This window comes from Brucella cytisi (genome assembly GCF_038433355.1).
In the GTDB taxonomy this organism is placed as follows: Bacteria; Pseudomonadota; Alphaproteobacteria; order Rhizobiales; family Rhizobiaceae; genus Brucella; species Brucella cytisi.
Genome location: NZ_JBCAUP010000019.1, coordinates 61,996 through 80,618 on the forward strand (window position 1 = coordinate 61,996; position 18,623 = coordinate 80,618).

The window sequence follows — 18,623 nt, forward strand, 5'->3', positions numbered from 1 at the left end:
CTGAAAATCGTCGATCAGGCGATCTTCTGACCGGTCTTCGCCCAATCAGCAAGGAAGGTTTCGAGGCCCTTGTCGGTCAGCGGATGCTTGACCAGTGCCTTGAGCGTTGCCGGAGGCGCGGTCACGACATCGGCGCCGATGAGAGCTGCTTCCTTGACATGATTGACGGTGCGAACCGAAGCGGCAAGAATTTCGGTGCGGTAATCGTAATTGTCGTAAATCGTGCGGATTTCGGCAATCAGCTCCATGCCGTTGATGCCGGTATCGTCGAGACGGCCAATGAACGGCGAAATGAAGGTCGCGCCGGCCTTGGCTGCCAGAAGTGCCTGATTGGCCGAGAAGCAGAGCGTCATGTTGACCTTGTGACCATCAGAAGACAGAGCCTTACAGGCTTTCAGTCCGTCGAGGGTTACAGGTAGCTTGATGCAGATATTGTCAGCGATCTTGGCAATGACGGCTGCTTCCTTCATCATCTGCTCATATTCGGTCGCGGCAACCTCGGCAGAAACCGGGCCCTTGACGATGTTGCAGATTTCCTTGGTCACTTCGATAATGTCACGACCCGACTTCAGGATGAGGGACGGGTTGGTGGTCACGCCATCGACCAGCCCAAGGTCGTTGAGCTCGCGGATTTCCTTGACGTCCGCAGTGTCCACGAAAAACTTCATAACAGCGTTCCTCCATAATGAGCGCGGGTGGATTTGAGGAATTTAAAACCATTTAATTCCCGGAAGGTGGCTTTTCTTTAGCGCAAAGCCGCGCCAAGGTCACGCGATCATGTCGAAAGATTCGCACGATATTGCAAACCCCATTTCTGGTCTGTTTCCGGAACTCGCACCACGGGTCGTTCCCGTGCTCGTGCCCATGCCCGCGGAGCGGCCTTATTCATATATGGTTCCGGAAGGGATGAACGTCCAGCCCGGATCGATCGTGCGCGTGCCGCTCGGACCTCGTGAGGTGGCGGGGATCGTCTGTGAGGGGGAAACCGACGCCGTTGACGCCAGAAAGTTGCGGGCGATTTCCGAAGTTTTCGACTGCCCGCCGGTGGGAGCCGACATGCTGCGCTTCATGCGCTGGGCAGCTGACTACACGCTTTCGCCGCCAGGCATGGTGGCGCGCATGGTCCTGCGTGTGCCAGCTGCATTTGATCCCGAACCATCGGTGCCGGGTCTTCGCTATTCCGGCGGTGAACCGGAGCGTATGACCGAAGCGAGGTCGCGGGTGATGGAGCTTGCCCGCGACGGGCTTGCATGGACCAGATCCGGCCTTGCCCATGCGGCGGGTGTCTCCATGACGGTCGTGGAAGGGTTGAAGACGCAAGGTGTTTTCGAGGAAGTCATGCTGCCGCCGCCAGCCGTGGTGGCAAAACCCGATATCGACTATGCACGGGCCACGCTTTCGGAAGACCAGCAGGCGGCGGCTGAAATGCTGTCGGAAGCTGTCGAAGCCGATTGTTTTTCGGTTTCACTGCTCGATGGCGTGACCGGATCGGGCAAGACCGAGGTTTATTTCGAAGCCGTTGCCAAGGCGATCGAGCAAGGCAAGCAGGTGCTGATTCTCCTGCCTGAGATCGCGCTGACACAACAGTTTCTCGACCGGTTCCACGATCGTTTTGGGGCAAAGCCTGCCGAATGGCATTCCGACCTTGCCCCCCGCACCCGGGAGCGCGTCTGGCGGCAGATTGCCGAGGGTACGGTGCGGGTGGTGGCAGGGGCGCGGTCGGCGCTCTTTCTGCCCTTCAAGGAACTGGGGCTGATCGTTGTCGATGAAGAACATGATCCGGCTTACAAACAGGAAGACCGGGTCTTCTACAATGCGCGCGACATGGCGGTGGTGCGCGGCCATATCAGCGGCTTTCCGGTGGTGCTGGCATCGGCCACGCCATCCGTCGAGAGTCAGGTCAATGCGGAGCAGGGGCGCTACAAGCGAATCAAGCTTTATGGTCGTTATGCGGAAGCCGCGCTGCCCGATCTGAAGACCATCGACATGCGGCGTTCTCCGCCACCGCCGGGCCGGTTTTTGTCGCTCGCACTGACCGAAGCTGTCGGCAAGACGGTGGAACGCGGAGAGCAGGCGCTTTTGTTCCTCAACCGGCGCGGTTACGCGCCTTTGACCCTGTGCCGGGTCTGCGGCCACCGCTTCCAATGTCCGCAATGTTCAAGCTGGCTCGTGGAACATCGTTTTCGCGGGCAGCTGATGTGTCATCAGTGCGGCTATCATGAGCCGGTGCCGGAGGCTTGTCCCGAATGCGGCACGCTGGATCATCTGGTCGCCTGCGGTCCGGGTGTGGAGCGCATTGCGGAAGAAGTGGCGGCAACGTTCAGCGAAGCGCGAATCATAGTTCTTTCGTCTGATATGGCAGGCGGCGTTAAGCGGCTGCGGCTAGAACTCGATGCTATCGCAAAAGGCGAGGCGGATATCGTGATCGGCACGCAGCTTGTTGCCAAGGGGCACAACTTTCCCAACATGACATTGGTGGGTGTCGTGGACGCCGATCTGGGGCTTGCCAATGGCGATCCCCGCGCGGCTGAGCGCACCTTCCAGCTTCTCAATCAGGTGACCGGACGTGCCGGTCGAACTGGTCGCAAGAGCCTCGGACTGATCCAGACCTACCAGCCGGATCATCCGGTGATGCGGGCAATCGTCAGCAGCGACGCAGACGCATTCTACGCCCGTGAAATTGAGGAGCGCGAACGCAGTACTTTGCCGCCTTTCGGGCGGCTCGCCGCGTTGATTATCTCCGCGGACAACCGGCCCGATGCCGAAAATCATGCGCGTGCGCTTCGCCGTGCGGCGCCCTCATCCCCGGAGATCTCCGTGCTCGGGCCTGCTGAGGCACCGCTTGCGCTCGTGCGGGGAAGACACCGTTTCCGCATTCTGGTGCACGGGACCAAACGCGCCGACATTCAAGGATTTATCCGCGTCTTGCTCGCCGCCGGGCCGAAGGAAAAAGGCTCGATAAGGGTTCAGGTGGATATTGATCCGCAAAGCTTCTTGTAGGGCCGTATTGCTATCGAAGCAGGCGTAAAAAAGATGGCTTGCTTCTCTAGTGGCTAGAGGATGCAGACTGGTCTCAAAGGTTCTACCCCTGCTCATCGAACGCGACCTTCAGCGAATAATGGCCCCGGTTTCTGGCTGGTTGCCCTTGTCGGACTGGTAGTCTGGACATTGTTGATGTGGTTTGCCTACTACATCTCGGATGCCGTGATTGTCTGGATCGGTGGCAATGGACCGGCTTTGGCCGAGACTGGAAAAAGCTTGATCGGCAAAGAAGCGACGGCGCTGCTGGATGTGTTCAAGCTCGATCAGGTAGCAGGTTCCGGGATCGGATTGCTGCATAGTTTGCTTGTTCCGGCGCTTTAGGTCATTTGGGTGATCGGTGCGATAGCCATCCTTTTCATCCGGTCGGTTCTGGCTCGGATCATTGCGATGCGCGGTTCTCTGCCGCGCTGATGGTTCGTTCCATGCCCCTGAATGGCTTGGTAATTTTGTTGGAATCGCTCGGATATGCCTGAATGCCGGTTGTGTTCAGATGGCGCGATCAGTTTTCGTTTACGCAAAACTGGTTTATAGCCGTGTAATGTTCAGATTGAGGGCGATCGCGATGGAATTCTATCTTCCCACCACCACCGGAGAATGGCTTGCCTGGGGCTCTGCCACCGTGACGGCGCTTGCTGGTCTTGTCATGCTTTTTGCGCCCGGCATAACGATGAAGCTGTTACGGCTCCAGCCGATCAATGGCCGTCCCGAAGGTTACGGTTCCATCCGCGCGACGCTCGCTGGACCCTATCTCGGCGTGGGGATCGGATGCCTCGTTTTCGCGCAGCCATTCCTCTGGGTTGTGCTGGGTTCCGTCTGGGGATTTGCGCTGTTCGGACGCTTCATTTCGATGATGTCGGATGCGGGTGGGCGCAAGGGGGGACCGAGCGGCGGACGCTTCTATGGCGGTCTCGCAGCGCTGGTGGAGTTCGTGCTTGCAGCAGGTCCGCTGCTCTACGCTTTCGGCTTCATTTCCTGATCGGAAAGAGCTCTGTTCGGCACTTCTGACGTGCAGGCTGCGCAAGGGAAGATAGCGTCGCTGCGGTGGATGCGACTTTTTTGACCGCGAAAGGCGGCAAATCTTACACAAAAGTGCCGGATTCGCGTGTTGCGAGTCCTGTTCGTCTATGCTAGACGGCAATCACATTTCGGTGTTGACGTGCTCGCGCGTCAGTGGTTTTCCGGAAACACTCAATAAAATCATCGGTTTGGCGTCCTGAACAAGATTGGGCCCCAAAAGGATGGTTTCAACGTAGAGAGCAGGTTGTTCGTGGCTGAAACGTCTTCGCTCATTTCAGGTGTCGCACAGCGTTACGCCGGATCTCTTTTCGAGCTTGCGCTTGATGCGAAATCCGTTGCGGCTGTGGAAAAAGATCTTGACCGTTTCGAGGCGCTTCTGAGCGGAAGCGAAGACCTCAAGCGACTGATCTCCAGTCCGGTATTTTCCTCGGAAGATCAGCTTCACGCCATCGGTGCTCTCGCCGACAAGGCGGGCATCAAGGGTCTGGTCGGAAATTTCCTGCGCGTTGTCGCGCGGAACCGTCGTCTCTTCGCCCTGCCGGGCATCATCGCTGCTTTCCGCATTATTGCTGCTGAACATCGCGGTGAAATTTCCGCCGATGTCATCTCCGCGCACGAACTGAGCGCTGCGCAGCAGAACGAATTGAAGGCAACGCTGAAGGGCGTGGCCGGCAAGGACGTGACGATCAATGTCACCGTCGATCCGTCGATCCTCGGCGGTCTTATCGTCAAGATGGGTTCGCGTCAGATCGACACGTCCCTTCGCACTAAACTTTCTTCTCTCAAGCTTGCACTGAAAGAGGTCGGCTGATGGACATCCGCGCCGCGGAAATTTCCGCTATCCTGAAAGAGCAAATCAAGAACTTCGGCAAGGAGGCTGAGGTCTCCGAAGTCGGTCAGGTTCTTTCCGTTGGCGACGGTATCGCCCGCGTCTATGGTCTGGACAATGTTCAGGCCGGTGAAATGGTCGAATTCCCTGGTGGCATTCGCGGCATGGCGCTGAACCTTGAAAGCGACAATGTCGGCGTCGTTATCTTCGGTGCCGACCGTGACATCAAGGAAGGCGACATCGTCAAGCGTACCGGCGCAATCGTTGACGTTCCAGTCGGTCCCGGCCTGCTGGGCCGCGTTGTCGATGCTCTCGGCAACCCGATCGATGGCAAGGGCCCAATCGTTGCTACCGAGCGTCGCCGCGTCGACGTGAAGGCGCCGGGCATCATTCCGCGCAAGTCGGTTCATGAGCCAATGTCGACCGGCCTCAAGGCTGTTGACGCTCTGATTCCGGTTGGTCGCGGCCAGCGCGAGCTGGTCATCGGTGACCGTCAGACCGGCAAGACCGCCATCATTCTCGACACCTTCCTGAACCAGAAGCCGATTCACGACAACGGCCCGGACAGCGAAAAGCTTTATTGCGTTTACGTTGCTATCGGCCAGAAGCGTTCGACCGTTGCTCAGTTCGTCAAGGTTCTCGAAGAACGCGGCGCTCTGGAATATTCGATCGTTATCGCGGCTACCGCTTCCGATCCGGCTCCGATGCAGTATCTCGCTCCGTTTGCGGGCTGCGCCATGGGCGAATATTTCCGCGATAACTCGATGCACGCCCTGATCGGCTACGACGATCTGTCCAAGCAGGCTGTCGCTTACCGTCAGATGTCGCTTCTGCTCCGCCGTCCTCCGGGCCGCGAAGCTTATCCGGGCGACGTTTTCTATCTGCACTCCCGTCTTCTCGAACGCGCTGCAAAGCTTAACGACGAAAACGGCGCTGGCTCGCTGACGGCTCTGCCGGTCATTGAAACGCAGGGCAACGACGTTTCCGCCTTCATTCCGACCAACGTGATCTCGATCACCGACGGCCAGATCTTCCTCGAAACCAACCTGTTCTACCAGGGTATCCGTCCGGCTGTTAACGTCGGTCTGTCGGTTTCGCGCGTTGGTTCTTCGGCGCAGGTCAAGGCCATGAAACAGGTTGCCGGTTCGATCAAGGGCGAGCTCGCCCAGTATCGTGAAATGGCCGCCTTCGCACAGTTCGGTTCCGATCTCGATGCCTCGACCCAGCGTTTGCTGAACCGCGGCGCACGTCTGACCGAGCTTCTCAAGCAGCCGCAGTTCTCGCCGCTCAAGACGGAAGAACAGGTTGCCGTGATTTTCGCCGGCGTGAATGGCTATCTCGACAAGATCGCCGTCAACCAGGTTGGCAAGTTCGAAGCAGGTCTTCTTTCTTCGCTGCGCACCGAGCATAAGGATGTGCTGGATGCGATCCGCGACGAAAAGGCGCTCACCGACAACATCAAAGCAAAGCTCAAGGCAGCGGTCGACGCGTTCGCCAAGTCTTTCGCTTGAATTTTGTGACGGGATGAACGGATGCCTTCACTAAAGGATCTGAGAAACCGTATCGCCTCGGTCAAGGCGACGCAGAAAATCACCAAGGCGATGCAGATGGTCGCCGCGGCGAAGCTGCGCCGTGCCCAGGAAGCCGCGGAAGCCGCAAGGCCTTATTCGCAGCGCATGGGTGCCGTTCTCGCAAATATCGCGCAGAACGTAACCGGCGAAGATGCGCCGGCCCTGATGGCCGGTACGGGCAAGGACGACGTGCATCTGCTCGTCGTCTGCACCGCAGAACGTGGCCTTTGCGGCGGTTTCAACTCGCAGATCGCGCGTCTGGCGCGCGATCATGCCCGCAAGCTCCTTGCTGAAGGCAAGACGGTCAAGATCATCACGGTCGGCAAGAAGGGCGCAGATATTCTGCGTCGCGAGTTTGCCTCTCTGATTATCGACCACGTCAATTTGCGTGAAGTCAAGCAGCTCGCTTTTGTGCATGCCGACCAGATTGGCCACAAGGTGATCGAGCTGTTCGAACAAGGCGAATTTGATGTCTGCACCCTGTTCTATTCCGAATTCAAATCGGTGATTGCACAGATTCCAACCGCGCAGCAGATCATTCCGGCTTCGGCTGGCGATGTTGCGCAGGCGGACACTGCAGGCGATGCGATTTATGAGTACGAACCTGATCCTGCGGCGATCCTGTCGACGCTGATCCCACGCAATATTTCGGTCCAGATTTTCCGCGCTCTGCTGGAAAATGTGGCGGGCGAAATGGGCGCGAAGATGAGCGCGATGGACAATGCGACGCGTAACGCCGGTGACATGATCAACAAGTTGTCGATCACGTATAACCGTCAGCGTCAGGCTCAGATCACCAAGGAACTGATCGAAATCATTTCGGGCGCGGAAGCGCTCTAATCGGAAGGTAAAAGGATCGATGGCAAAAGCAGCGACCCCGAAAACTACCGCCGCGGCCGAAGCGAAGCCAGCAGCGGCGAAAGCTCCAGCCAAAAAGGCTCCAGCGAAGGCGGCAGCCGCCAAGTCTGATGCAGCACCCAAGGCTGCAACGACCGGCGCAGTAGGCAAGATCACTCAGGTCATCGGCGCTGTTGTCGACGTACAGTTCGAAGACGGTCAGCTTCCGCTGATCCTCAACGCTCTGGAAACCGACAATCTCGGCAGCCGTCTGGTTCTTGAAGTTGCACAGCATCTGGGCGAAAACACCGTTCGCACCATCGCCATGGACTCGACCGAAGGTCTGGTTCGCGGTCACGAAGTGCGTGACACCGGCAACCCGATCATGGTTCCGGTTGGTGAAGAAACGCTCGGCCGCATCATGAACGTCATTGGTGAGCCGGTTGACGAAGCTGGTCCGATCAAGACCACTGCCCGTCGCGCGATCCATCAGGAAGCTCCTGAGTATATCGAACAGTCGACCGAAGCTGAAATCCTGGTAACGGGCATCAAGGTCGTTGACCTTCTCGCTCCTTACGCCAAGGGCGGCAAGATTGGTCTGTTCGGCGGCGCTGGCGTTGGCAAGACCGTTCTCATCATGGAACTGATCAACAACGTCGCCAAGGCGCACGGCGGTTACTCGGTATTCGCAGGCGTTGGTGAACGTACTCGTGAAGGTAACGACCTTTACCACGAAATGATCGAATCGGGCGTTAACAAGCTCGGTGGCGGTGAAGGCTCCAAGGCCGCACTCGTTTACGGTCAGATGAACGAGCCTCCGGGTGCGCGCGCTCGCGTTGCCCTGTCGGGTCTGACGGTTGCTGAAAACTTCCGTGACCAGGGCCAGGACGTTCTGTTCTTCGTGGACAACATCTTCCGCTTCACGCAGGCTGGTTCGGAACTTTCGGCTCTTCTCGGTCGTATTCCTTCCGCTGTGGGTTATCAGCCGACGCTGGCAACCGACATGGGCGCGATGCAGGAACGCATCACCACGACGACCAAGGGCTCGATTACTTCGGTTCAGGCAATTTACGTTCCTGCCGACGATTTGACCGACCCTGCGCCAGCAACGTCGTTCGCTCACTTGGACGCGACCACGACGCTGAACCGTTCGATCGCTGAAAAGGGTATTTATCCGGCTGTGGATCCTCTCGAATCCACGTCGCGTATGCTCGATCCGATGATCGTTGGTGAAGAACACTATGCTGTTGCGCGTCAGGTTCAGTCGATCCTTCAGCGCTACAAGTCGCTGCAGGACATCATCGCCATCCTCGGCATGGACGAACTGTCGGAAGACGACAAGCTGACCGTTGCGCGCGCTCGTAAGATCGAACGCTTCCTGTCGCAGCCGTTCTTCGTTGCTGAAGTGTTCACTGGTTCGCCAGGCAAGCTGGTTGACCTCGCCGACACCATCAAGGGCTTCAAGGGCCTTTGCGCAGGTGAATACGATCATCTTCCAGAACCGGCTTTCTACATGGTCGGCTCGATTGAAGAAGCGATCGAAAAGGCGAAGAAGCTGGCAGCTGAAGCTGCTTGATGAATTGAATTTCCCGGTGGGCCGCAAGGCCCGCCGTGAAAGCCAATCATTTTGTTTAAGCATGATCTTTTCCGGAAACCGTTTTCGGCTCATGCTTTTGAATTCAAGTGAGAACCATGGCTCAAGCTTTCCAATTCGAACTCGTGTCGCCTGAACGGCTCCTGCTTTCCGCGCAGGTGACGGAAGTCGTCATTCCGGGTAGCGAAGGCTATCTGACGGCTCTCGCCGGTCATTCGCCGCTGATGACGACGATCATGCCGGGTGTCGTTTCGGTGAAGCTTACCGACGGCAAGTCCGACTCCTACGTAGTCTTTGGCGGTTTCGCCGATATTACTCCGCAGGGCTGCACCGTTCTGGCCGAATCGGCGACTCATGTGGACGATATCGATCCAGCGGATATTCAGCGCCGTATCGATCATGCCCGCCAGGCTCTGGACGATGCTTCGTCGAACGAACACCGCACCAAGGCGGAAATCTTCCTGCATCAGCTGATGACGCTGCAGGGAACGATCATGCCAGCCTGATTGGCGGCAGTTTATCGTTTTTTGGGAAAGCGGGCTTCGGCCCGCTTTTTCTTTTTCAGATCACCCGCTCCGCAGTGAATTTGTTTGCAGAACTGTCATATTGACGCCAAATCCCATCACGCTTGCGTGAGTTCAGGAAGTTTGCTTGAAAATAGTTCGCCAGCGATTTATCCAAATCCATAATCATTAGTTTACTAATATATAAGGCGATTGGCATGGATACGGCAGATCTCAAAGCTGAAATGATTGATGCCATGGCGAAGGTTAATCGCAGGCTTCGTACGGTCTTCGACGCGCGTGTGAAAGAGCGTGGCCTGACGCTGGCCAGAGCGCGCACCCTGCTTGCCTTGGTGGAACAGGAAGGCCTTTACCAGAAGGAACTGGCTGAAGCGCTGGAGATCGAGAACGCGACCATGGTGCGCCTGCTCGATGGTCTGGAGCGGCAGTCGTTCATTGAACGTCAGACGGTTCAGGGCGACCGTCGCGCGAAGCGGGTGGTGATGACGGCAGAAGGTAAGATTCTGGCTGAACAGGTCGTGAAGCTTGCTGGTGACGTTCGCGAAGACCTTCTAGAGGGCGTGAGCGATGAAGAGCTGAGCATTGCGCTCAACGTACTTCGCAAAATGTCGGATTCGATGAACAAGACCCACTGAACGGGTTCGTCATTCTTTACGATATCCAAAAGCCGAAGTTCACGCTTCGGCTTTTATTTTTTGGAATCACGGCTTCGTGAAGGGACGTCTTGAAATTGGACGTACCGCGCCTTTTTTCGGTCGCAGCGAACAGTCCACTAGGGGTCTGTTTCCGACATTTACATCCTTCGGATATGCGCGCTGACCAAATGCCGGAAGCAAAGGACCACCAGTAATTTTATGAATCTAGTGGATTTTTCGAATTTGACGTTTGAAACGGGATTCATATTGGACGGGTATCAAACATCAAATTCAATCCACTGGCCCGAAATTAATCCTAGAACCCCGGACGGAGTGGTTGAGATGCAACATTCATCGCATGCAGCGATAGGCCTCTGCGCCGTTCTTTCTATTGTTTCGTTACAGGTAAAATATATGTAGCGTGGAACACGCCACGCCTATGCTAACGCCTTGAATGGCGTGAATACGGATGACGGCCCGATCTTCAGTACCAACCCTATTGCAGCGACAGGTGTTCGGGCTAATGAGCGGTCGCGGTGATCCTTGCGGGCACGTTGACCGCTGTTGGATGTCCAGCGTCGCGAATCACGGCGCAAGGGTGCGCAGATAGCCCATCAATTCGGTGGCCGTATCGCTGGCCCGCTCCGGTTGGCGGGAGATGATCGCCTCGATCAGTGTCGCATGCGCATTGGCCGAGCCCGCAATGCCGGTCGACGGGCGAAGACGGAACCAGAAACGACGGCTGTGGGTTTGCAGAGGCGCTGCAATGCGCGCGGCATAGGGATTGCTCGCTGCCGCACCCAGAACAATGTCGAATGCCTTGTCGGCATCGAGAAACAGCGCCACATCCTCGTCCGGGATCGCCTGCCGCATGGCGGCAGCAGCAGCTTCAAGCCGTTCATAGTCGCGAGGGCTGCCGAAGCGTGCGGCATCACGCGCCAGAACGCGCTCAACACCTTCACGTGCGTCCAGCACCTTGATGAAATCCTTCGGGTCGATGGCTGCGATGGCGATACCGGAACGCGGGCGCACTTCCACGAGGCCTTCCCAGGCGAGCCGTTGAATGGCCTCGCGCATGGGCGTGCGGCCCATGCCGGTAAGTTCGATCAGCGTGCGCTCGTTGACGACAGTGCCGGGTTCCAGTTCCAGCGTGACGATGGAACGTTCCAGAATGCGATAAGCCTGCTCGGCGAGGCTTTCGCTACCCCAGCTGTCCATGGTCGCCTGCGGCATGTTTGCCGGGCTCCGCGTCAGCCTGTCTCGAACATTCGTTTCTTCCATGCCGGTCCATGCCCTGTGGTTACGACGATTGACATAGTGCAATCTTACAGATATATCTCTGATATATCAATATATTGTGATTTGAGCTGGTCGTTCCCTAAATCTGCCTTTGTGGCATTTTCAAGCGATGACAAGCTCTCAGCACAGTGTCATTCCAAAAAATCGATGGACAGAGCCGGATGGCTGGCATTGAACATACTGGATGCCAATTGCCCGAAGCGTCGAGATTGTCCGGTTCTTTGGCAGGGCTACAGGTGAGAATGAATCGGTTGGGAGCCGCACAAGATGAAATCTGATCCGCAGGGTCAGCAGGATATTCTCATAATCGGTGGCGGTATTGTTGGCGTTGCCACTGCCGCCTTGCTTGCCGAGGCGGGGCGTCGGGTTCTGGTCATCGACAGAACCGGCATTTGCGAGGAAACCAGTTCAGGCAATGCGGCGGCGCTCGCTTTTTCCGACATTATGCCGCTGGCGTCCAAGGGCGTCATGCGCAAGGTGCCGGGTTGGCTGATGGACCCGCTCGGGCCTTTTACGATCCGTCCTTCCTATTTCCCCAAGATGGTACCGTGGCTTTACCGGTTCTGGCGCGCGAGTAGCGCGGATGCGCTGGCGAAAACTGCGGTTGCGCAGGCCGATATCATGCGTCTTGCCGGCAGCGAGATGATGACGCTGATCGACAGGGCAGGGCTGCGTGACAGGCTGCGCGAGAACGGCAATCTGGAGCTTTATGAAAGCGAAGCCGAGCTTGCAGCCTCTCAGCCGGGCTGGGATGTTCGCGAACAGGCCGGAATTGCCTACGAGCATGTCCGCGGCGACCGGCTTGCCGAGTTGCAGCCTGGCCTGAGCCCGCGTTTCGTTGCAGGTACTTTCGTACCCGGCTGGAAAAATGTCAGCGATCCGAAACTGTTCGGCAAGGCGATCTGGGCTTATGCAGAAAGCAAGGGCGCGCGCTTCCTTCAGGCTAGGGTCATGAATGCAAGACCCGGCAATGGCGGCGCGAGCGTTCGTCTGGAAGATGGGACTGAAATCGGGGCAGCACATCTTGTCCTGATGGCCGGTGCTTGGTCACGCGATCTCGCCAAGGGGTTTGGCGATGCAGTGCCGCTCGACACCGAGCGCGGCTATAATACCACATTGCCGGCTGGCAGTTTCGATGTGAAGCGCCAGCTGACGTTCCCCGGTCACGGTTTTGTCGTCACGCCGATGGAAACCGGCCTGCGTGTCGGCGGCGCGGTGGAGTTCGGCGGGCTTGACCTGCCGCCCAATTTCGCACGATCCGAAGCCATGCTAAAGAAAGCGTCCATGTTCCTGCCGGGGTTGCGCACCGAGGGCGGGCGGCAATGGATGGGTTATCGGCCATCGATGCCGGATTCCGTGCCGGTTATCGGCAGGGCTTCGGCAGGCGAGAATATCTATTACGGCTTCGGCCACGGCCATCTTGGCCTCACACAGTCGGCTGCGACCGGGCGGCTTATCCGTGACCTCATCACAGGGGCCGCGCCTGCAATCGACATTGAACCTTTCAAGCCACAACGTTTTCGGAACTGACCATCATGGCAAGACATTCCTTCTTTTGCGTCGACGGACATACATGCGGCAACCCCGTGCGTCTGGTGGCTGGCGGCGGGCCGAACCTTGAAGGTTCGACCATGATGGAAAAGCGCACGCATTTTCTGCGCGAGTACGATTGGATTCGCACTGGCCTGATGTTCGAGCCGCGCGGTCATGACATGATGTCCGGTTCCATCCTCTATCCGCCGACACGCCCCGATTGCGATGTTGCGGTGCTGTTCATCGAAACGTCCGGCTGCCTGCCGATGTGCGGTCACGGCACGATCGGAACCGTGACGATGGCGATAGAGCAGGGGCTGGTGACGCCGAAGACGCCGGGCAAGCTCAATCTCGATACGCCTGCCGGTCTGGTGGCGATCGAATATGAGCAGAACGGCCAGTATGTCGAGCGCGTTCGTCTCACCAATGTTCCGGCTTTCCTTTATGCTGAAGGACTTGAGGTCGAATGCCCGGACCTTGGCAACCTCAGGGTCGATGTGGCTTATGGCGGCAATTTCTACGCTATCGTCGAGCCGCAAGAAAATTACACCGATATGGAAGATTATTCCGCGCTGCAGCTGATTGCCTGGAGTCCGATCCTGCGTGAGCGGTTAAATGAGAAGTACAAGTTCCAGCATCCGCTGCTGCCGGATATCAACCGTCTGAGCCATATTCTGTGGACTGGGAAGCCGAAACATCCGGAAGCGCATGCCCGCAATGCGGTCTTCTACGGCGACAAGGCAATCGACCGTTCGCCATGCGGAACGGGTACGTCTGCGCGCATGGCGCAACTGGCTGCCAAGGGCAAGCTGAAGCCCGGCGATGAGTTCGTGCATGAATCCATCATCGGATCGCTTTTCCATGGCCGTGTGGAACGTGCTACCGAAGTTGTAGGCCAGGACCGCACATTGCCGGCGATTATTCCTTCAATTGCGGGCTGGGCACGCATGACGGGATATAATACGATCTTCATCGACGACCGTGATCCCTTTGCACATGGGTTTACGGTCGCGTAAAGTGGGTACGGTCGGTAATTTTAATGCTGGCCCCCAATTTTTTGGCTTTTCGGCCATGTAGAAAGTATGGAATAAGGCGTCCTGGGTAGGAGAAAAAAACATATACAGGACGTTTAGTAGGGGACATAACTAGTTTGTGGAGGGATGATGCCCTTAGTCTTTTGTCTGAGGCAAAAGGGGGTTGCATTCCTCTATACAGCCGTTAGGTGTAAAGAGCCGGGAATAAAATGAAGGCGCACGAAATAAAGATGCGTCAATAAAATCCCGGGCGGTAAAATGGGTGGCTTCTCGATGGAATATTTCTTCCAGCAGGTGATCAACGGGCTCGCGCTCGGCTCGATCTATGGCCTGATCGCCATCGGCTACACGATGGTCTATGGCATTATCGGCATGATCAACTTTGCTCATGGCGATGTCTTCATGCTCGGCGCCTTCATGGCGCTGATTGTTTTTCTCATGGTCACAACCTTCATTGGAGCATTGCCGATCGCGCTGATGCTTCTTCTGATGATGATCGTCGCCATGTTGCTGACGGGTTTGTGGAGCTGGACGATCGAACGCGTGGCCTACCGGCCGCTGCGTGGTTCGTTTCGCCTCGCACCGTTGATCACGGCTATCGGCATGTCGATTGCCTTGTCCAACTTCGTACAGGTAACGCAGGGTCCGCGTAACAAGCCGGTGCCTCAGCTGCTGAACGGTTCCTACAATATCATGGGAACCAACGTGACGATCTCACTGAAGCAGATTGTGGTCATTGTGGTGACAGCCGTGCTGCTGACGATCTTCTGGTATATCGTCAATCGCACCTCGCTTGGTCGCGCGCAGCGTGCCTGTGAGCAGGATCGCAAAATGGCAGCGCTTCTCGGCATCAATGTCGATCGGGTCATTTCGCTCACCTTCGTGATGGGTGCGATGCTCGCGGCGGTGGCTGGTACGCTCTACCTCTCCTTCTATGGTGTGATTTCCTTTGCCGACGGGTTCATCCCCGGCGTGAAGGCGTTCACGGCGGCAGTTCTGGGCGGTATCGGATCGCTTCCGGGTGCTGTGGTCGGTGGCTTGCTCATCGGTCTCATCGAGGCATTGTGGTCGGCGTATTTCTCGATCGACTACAAGGACGTTGCCGCGTTTTCGATCCTCGCCATCGTGCTGATCTTCATGCCGTCCGGCATTCTTGGCCGTCCTGAAGTCGAAAAGGTTTAATCATGGCTGCACAGTCGAGTTCACGCCCGGATTCCCTTTTTGGCCGGGCCATTCGTGAAGGGTTCTTCGCAGGTCTTCTGGCTCTGGGTCTCTTCTGCCTCATCATCGGTTTCAAGACCGATCAGAACATCAACAACGAACTGGTGCTCGTTCAGCGCTGGGGCACACTGGCCGTCATGGTCGCGCTCGCTGCGGTTGGTCGTTTCCTGTTTGTTGCCTTCCTTCAGCCAACGCTGGAGGCGCGCAAGCTTGCCAAGAGCAAGCAGCCGACCGCTGCGGTCGACGAAAGCCCGTCTTTCGTGCGCCGCAACTTCTCGCGCCTCGGTGTTGCCTTCCTTTTTGTCTACCCCGTCCTGATTGTCACCTTTCTGGGCTGGCAGGGATCGCTCAAATGGGTCGATAATTTCGGCGTTCAGATCCTCATCTATGTGATGCTGGCCTGGGGCCTCAACATCGTGGTGGGCCTCGCCGGTCTTCTCGATCTGGGTTACGTCGCCTTCTATGCAGTCGGCGCCTATTCCTATGCGCTGCTGTCGGCCTATTTTGGCCTCTCCTTCTGGATGCTGCTGCCGATTGCCGGTATTCTTGCTGCAACATGGGGTGTCATTCTGGGCTTTCCGGTCTTGCGTCTGCGCGGTGACTATCTTGCCATCGTGACGCTTGCCTTCGGTGAAATCATCCGTCTGGTGCTCATCAACTGGACAGATGTAACCCGCGGCACTTTCGGCGTTTCCGGTATTGCCAAGGCAACCTTCTTCGGCCTGCCTTTTAATGCCAGCAAGGACGGTTTCGCCGCTCATTTCGGCCTCACCTTCTCGGCGGCGCATTACAAGTTCTTCCTCTATTACGTCATCCTTCTGCTGGCGCTGCTGACGGCCTGGGTCACCATCCGTCTGCGCCGCATGCCGGTTGGCCGTGCTTGGGAAGCACTGCGTGAAGATGAAATCGCCTGCCGCTCGCTCGGTATCAACACCACCACGACCAAGCTCACGGCCTTTGCCACGGGCGCGATGTTCGGTGGTTTTGCCGGTTCCTTCTTTGCAGCACGCCAGGGCTTCGTCAGCCCGGAATCCTTCGTGTTTCTCGAATCCGCCGTCATTCTCGCCATCGTCGTTTTGGGCGGCATGGGCTCTCTGGTTGGTATCGCCATTGCTGCGATCGTCATGATCGGTGGCACTGAAATCCTGCGTGAAATGAGCTTCCTGAAAGCGATTTTCGGCCCAGATTTCACGCCGGAACTCTACCGCATGCTCATCTTCGGCCTTGCCATGGTCGTGGTCATGGTCTGGAAGCCACGCGGTTTCGTCGGAAGTCGAGAACCCAGTGCCTTCCTGCATGAGAAGAAGATGGTGTCGGGTGCCTTTACCAAGGAAGGGCACGGCTGATGGCGGAGATAAGCACTATGTCTGGTACTGCGCCTGATAAAACCGAATTGGGCAACACTGAAAAAGACACGATCCTTCAGGTCGAGCATCTTTCGATGCGCTTTGGCGGTCTCGTCGCCATCAACGATCTGAGCTTCGATGTGAAGCGTGGGGATATCACGGCGATCATCGGCCCGAACGGTGCAGGTAAGACCACGGTCTTCAACTGCATCACCGGCTTCTACAAGCCGACGGGTGGCATGCTGACGATGAACCGGAAGACGGGCGACAAGTTCCTGCTGGAACGCCTACCCGACTTCCAGATCACCAAGCAGGCCAAGGTGGCGCGTACCTTCCAGAACATTCGCCTGTTCTCGGGCCTCACTGTTCTGGAGAACCTGTTGGTCGCGCAGCACAACACGCTGATGCGTTCGTCGGGCTTCACGATCCTCGGTCTTCTCGGTTTGCCTGGCTACAAGTCAGCGGCGAAGGGTGCGATTGAAAAGGCGCGTCACTGGCTGGAGAAAATCAACCTGATCGATCGTGCGGACGATCCGGCAGGCGATCTGCCTTATGGCGATCAGCGCCGTCTGGAAATCGCCCGCGCCATGTGCACCGAGCCGGAAATTCTTTGCCTCGATGAACCGGCCGCCGGTCTCAATCCGCGTGAATCGGCAGAGCTCAACAAGCTCCTGCTCGATATCCGCAAGGAAACCGGGACGTCAATCCTGCTGATTGAGCACGACATGTCGGTGGTCATGGAAATCTCCGATCATGTGATCGTGCTGGAATACGGCACCAAGATTTCTGACGGTGCTCCAGAAGCAGTCAAGAATGATCCGCGCGTTATTGCCGCTTATCTTGGCGTCGATGACGAAGAGATTGCCGAGCTTATCGAAGAGGCGGACAAGCCGGGCACCGGTGATGCGGCGGACTTCGTGGCGGCACAACTCGCCGAGGAAGCCATCGAGGAAGAAATTGCCGAAGAGACGGGCGAAGTGCCGTCCGGACGCGTTTCTCTCGCCGGTGGTCTGGCGGAGGCACGTGGTGGCAAGGCCGATAACCTGACCCTCATCAAGGGCATCGGCGCGGTCAACGAAAAGAAGCTTCACGAACACGGGATCTATCATTTCGATCAGATTGCCGCCTGGACCGAAGCGGATATCGTGGAAGCTGAAACCTATCTGGAATTCGACGGGCGCATCGCGCGCGAAGACTGGGTCGGGCAGGCCAAACAACTTGCCGCCGGTCAGGCGACAGAGTTCTCCGAGCGCGTTGAACAGGGTGATGTTCCGACGAGCCATAAGACTGCTCCCGTAAAGGCTGCCAAAAGCGGTGGTGCGAAACGCGCTAAAGCGCCGACAAAAGCACCGACTAAAACCGCGGCCAAGCCCAAGAAGGGAGGCGAATGATGCAGGCTGAAACCATGCAGAAAAAGCAACCGCTTCTGGCCGTCGAGAAGGTCGAGACCTATTACGGCAATATTTGTGCCCTCAAGGGCATTGACCTTACCGTCGATGAGGGCGAGATCGTCGCGCTGATTGGCGCTAACGGTGCCGGCAAGTCGACACTTATGATGACGATCTTCGGCTCGCCGAAGGCGCGTACCGGTCGCATTCTCTTCAACGGCAAGGATATTACATCCATGCCGCCGCATGAGATTGCCAAGCTGCGCATTGCGCAGTCTCCGGAAGGCCGTCGCATCTTCCCGCGCATGACGGTTCTTGAAAATCTCCAGATGGGCGCAAGTCTCGATCATCAGCAGCACTTCGAAGAAGACGTGAAGCTGATGTTCGACCTGTTTCCGCGCCTGAAGGAGCGCATCAACCAGCGTGGCGGCACGCTTTCGGGCGGCGAACAGCAGATGCTGGCCATTGCCCGCGCGCTGATGGCGCGTCCGAAGCTCTTGCTTCTGGATGAACCGTCGCTCGGTCTGGCACCGCTGATCGTGAAGCAGATTTTCGAAGCGATCAAGGAACTGAACCGCACGCAGGGGCTGACGGTGTTCCTCGTTGAGCAGAACGCATTCGGTGCTCTCAAGCTCGCAGACCGTGGCTATGTGATGGTCAACGGCTCGATCACCATGAGCGGCGCTGGCCGCGAATTGCTGGCCGATCCGGAAGTCCGCGCCGCCTATCTCGAAGGCGGAAGGCACTAGGAGG

Annotated in this window: 17 protein-coding genes; 15 read left to right on the forward strand and 2 right to left on the reverse strand. The window is 57.3% G+C overall.

Annotated elements, in window-relative coordinates; translation table 11 throughout:
• Nucleotides 1-14: 14 nt before the first annotated feature.
• Nucleotides 15-668 (reverse strand): fructose-6-phosphate aldolase, encoded by a 654-nt coding sequence (gene fsa / locus AAE521_RS17955; protein WP_010661472.1) that lies wholly within the window; start codon nucleotides 666-668, stop codon nucleotides 15-17.
• A gap of 109 nt (nucleotides 669-777) precedes the next feature.
• Between fsa and AAE521_RS17960 the strand changes: the two genes are divergently transcribed.
• The 9 genes from AAE521_RS17960 to AAE521_RS18000 all read left to right on the forward strand — a co-directional run bounded on the left by AAE521_RS17960 (nucleotide 778) and on the right by AAE521_RS18000 (nucleotide 10,049).
• Nucleotides 778-3,000, forward strand: coding sequence for a primosomal protein N' (locus AAE521_RS17960; protein ID WP_342062076.1), 2,223 nt, complete (start codon nucleotides 778-780; stop codon nucleotides 2,998-3,000).
• A gap of 60 nt (nucleotides 3,001-3,060) precedes the next feature.
• Nucleotides 3,061-3,363 (forward strand): hypothetical protein, encoded by a 303-nt coding sequence (locus AAE521_RS17965; protein WP_342062077.1) that lies wholly within the window; start codon nucleotides 3,061-3,063, stop codon nucleotides 3,361-3,363.
• Nucleotides 3,364-3,604: 241 nt separating this feature from the next.
• Nucleotides 3,605-4,018 carry an AGROH133_08824 family phage infection protein gene (locus tag AAE521_RS17970; protein WP_342062078.1) on the forward strand — a complete coding sequence of 138 codons (414 nt, stop codon included), beginning with the start codon at nucleotides 3,605-3,607 and terminating at the stop codon, nucleotides 4,016-4,018.
• A gap of 291 nt (nucleotides 4,019-4,309) precedes the next feature.
• A complete protein-coding gene (locus AAE521_RS17975) occupies nucleotides 4,310-4,870 on the forward strand; it encodes a F0F1 ATP synthase subunit delta (RefSeq protein ID WP_010661468.1) in 561 nt (186 codons plus the stop codon).
• Nucleotides 4,870-6,399: a F0F1 ATP synthase subunit alpha gene (gene atpA / locus AAE521_RS17980; RefSeq protein ID WP_012091259.1), complete on the forward strand. Its 1,530-nt coding sequence runs from the start codon at nucleotides 4,870-4,872 to the stop codon at nucleotides 6,397-6,399. Before AAE521_RS17975 ends, atpA begins: the two co-directional genes overlap by 1 nt.
• 21 nt (nucleotides 6,400-6,420) lie before the next feature.
• Complete coding sequence (locus tag AAE521_RS17985; RefSeq protein ID WP_061347969.1) at nucleotides 6,421-7,299, forward strand: F0F1 ATP synthase subunit gamma; 879 nt, start codon at nucleotides 6,421-6,423, stop codon at nucleotides 7,297-7,299.
• Nucleotides 7,300-7,318: 19 nt separating this feature from the next.
• Nucleotides 7,319-8,872, forward strand: a complete 1,554-nt coding sequence (gene atpD, locus AAE521_RS17990) for a F0F1 ATP synthase subunit beta (protein WP_061347970.1) — start codon at nucleotides 7,319-7,321, stop codon at nucleotides 8,870-8,872.
• Between the two features lie 116 nt (nucleotides 8,873-8,988).
• Nucleotides 8,989-9,396, forward strand: a complete 408-nt coding sequence (locus AAE521_RS17995; protein ID WP_071633448.1) for a F0F1 ATP synthase subunit epsilon — start codon at nucleotides 8,989-8,991, stop codon at nucleotides 9,394-9,396.
• A 215-nt stretch (nucleotides 9,397-9,611) separates the two neighbouring features.
• Nucleotides 9,612-10,049, forward strand: coding sequence for a MarR family winged helix-turn-helix transcriptional regulator (locus tag AAE521_RS18000; RefSeq protein WP_342062079.1), 438 nt, complete (start codon nucleotides 9,612-9,614; stop codon nucleotides 10,047-10,049).
• A gap of 585 nt (nucleotides 10,050-10,634) precedes the next feature.
• Here AAE521_RS18000 and AAE521_RS18005 read toward each other — a convergent pair.
• Nucleotides 10,635-11,282, reverse strand: coding sequence for a GntR family transcriptional regulator (locus AAE521_RS18005; RefSeq protein ID WP_235817705.1), 648 nt, complete (start codon nucleotides 11,280-11,282; stop codon nucleotides 10,635-10,637).
• Nucleotides 11,283-11,615: 333 nt separating this feature from the next.
• On the opposite strand from AAE521_RS18005, the gene AAE521_RS18010 reads away from it, so the two are divergent.
• The 6 genes from AAE521_RS18010 to AAE521_RS18035 all read left to right on the forward strand — a co-directional run bounded on the left by AAE521_RS18010 (nucleotide 11,616) and on the right by AAE521_RS18035 (nucleotide 18,619).
• Nucleotides 11,616-12,878, forward strand: a complete 1,263-nt coding sequence (locus tag AAE521_RS18010; protein WP_071633446.1) for an NAD(P)/FAD-dependent oxidoreductase — start codon at nucleotides 11,616-11,618, stop codon at nucleotides 12,876-12,878.
• A 5-nt stretch (nucleotides 12,879-12,883) separates the two neighbouring features.
• Nucleotides 12,884-13,897 carry a 4-hydroxyproline epimerase gene (locus AAE521_RS18015; RefSeq protein ID WP_071633445.1) on the forward strand — a complete coding sequence of 338 codons (1,014 nt, stop codon included), beginning with the start codon at nucleotides 12,884-12,886 and terminating at the stop codon, nucleotides 13,895-13,897.
• A 291-nt stretch (nucleotides 13,898-14,188) separates the two neighbouring features.
• Entirely contained in the window at nucleotides 14,189-15,097 is a 909-nt protein-coding gene (locus tag AAE521_RS18020; RefSeq protein ID WP_342062087.1) for a branched-chain amino acid ABC transporter permease, read from the forward strand.
• 2 nt (nucleotides 15,098-15,099) lie between these two features.
• Complete coding sequence (gene livM, locus AAE521_RS18025; protein WP_125300883.1) at nucleotides 15,100-16,482, forward strand: high-affinity branched-chain amino acid ABC transporter permease LivM; 1,383 nt, start codon at nucleotides 15,100-15,102, stop codon at nucleotides 16,480-16,482.
• Nucleotides 16,482-17,873, forward strand: coding sequence for an ATP-binding cassette domain-containing protein (locus AAE521_RS18030; protein ID WP_374865082.1), 1,392 nt, complete (start codon nucleotides 16,482-16,484; stop codon nucleotides 17,871-17,873). Before livM ends, AAE521_RS18030 begins: the two co-directional genes overlap by 1 nt.
• The gene (locus AAE521_RS18035; RefSeq protein ID WP_029376283.1) at nucleotides 17,873-18,619 is read left to right on the forward strand and encodes an ABC transporter ATP-binding protein; all 747 of its coding nucleotides are present in this window, start codon (nucleotides 17,873-17,875) and stop codon (nucleotides 18,617-18,619) included. The genes AAE521_RS18030 and AAE521_RS18035 overlap by 1 nt, the downstream gene beginning before the upstream one ends.
• Nucleotides 18,620-18,623: the final 4 nt, after the last annotated feature.

Excerpts from the sequence above, each read along its gene's own strand:
- fsa (WP_010661472.1), bottom strand. The coding sequence starts at position 668 with ATGAAGTTTTTCGTGGACACTGCGGACGTCAAGGAAATCCGCGAGCTC.
- AAE521_RS17960 (WP_342062076.1), top strand. The coding sequence starts at position 778 with ATGTCGAAAGATTCGCACGATATTGCAAACCCCATTTCTGGTCTGTTT.
- AAE521_RS17965 (WP_342062077.1), top strand. The coding sequence starts at position 3,061 with ATGCAGACTGGTCTCAAAGGTTCTACCCCTGCTCATCGAACGCGACCT.
- AAE521_RS17970 (WP_342062078.1), top strand. The coding sequence starts at position 3,605 with ATGGAATTCTATCTTCCCACCACCACCGGAGAATGGCTTGCCTGGGGC.
- atpA (WP_012091259.1), top strand. The coding sequence starts at position 4,870 with ATGGACATCCGCGCCGCGGAAATTTCCGCTATCCTGAAAGAGCAAATC.
- AAE521_RS17985 (WP_061347969.1), top strand. The coding sequence starts at position 6,421 with ATGCCTTCACTAAAGGATCTGAGAAACCGTATCGCCTCGGTCAAGGCG.
- atpD (WP_061347970.1), top strand. The coding sequence starts at position 7,319 with ATGGCAAAAGCAGCGACCCCGAAAACTACCGCCGCGGCCGAAGCGAAG.
- AAE521_RS17995 (WP_071633448.1), top strand. The coding sequence starts at position 8,989 with ATGGCTCAAGCTTTCCAATTCGAACTCGTGTCGCCTGAACGGCTCCTG.
- AAE521_RS18000 (WP_342062079.1), top strand. The coding sequence starts at position 9,612 with ATGGATACGGCAGATCTCAAAGCTGAAATGATTGATGCCATGGCGAAG.
- AAE521_RS18005 (WP_235817705.1), bottom strand. The coding sequence starts at position 11,282 with ATGCCGCAGGCGACCATGGACAGCTGGGGTAGCGAAAGCCTCGCCGAG.
- AAE521_RS18010 (WP_071633446.1), top strand. The coding sequence starts at position 11,616 with ATGAAATCTGATCCGCAGGGTCAGCAGGATATTCTCATAATCGGTGGC.
- AAE521_RS18015 (WP_071633445.1), top strand. The coding sequence starts at position 12,884 with ATGGCAAGACATTCCTTCTTTTGCGTCGACGGACATACATGCGGCAAC.
- AAE521_RS18020 (WP_342062087.1), top strand. The coding sequence starts at position 14,189 with ATGGAATATTTCTTCCAGCAGGTGATCAACGGGCTCGCGCTCGGCTCG.
- livM (WP_125300883.1), top strand. The coding sequence starts at position 15,100 with ATGGCTGCACAGTCGAGTTCACGCCCGGATTCCCTTTTTGGCCGGGCC.
- AAE521_RS18030 (WP_374865082.1), top strand. The coding sequence starts at position 16,482 with ATGGCGGAGATAAGCACTATGTCTGGTACTGCGCCTGATAAAACCGAA.
- AAE521_RS18035 (WP_029376283.1), top strand. The coding sequence starts at position 17,873 with ATGCAGGCTGAAACCATGCAGAAAAAGCAACCGCTTCTGGCCGTCGAG.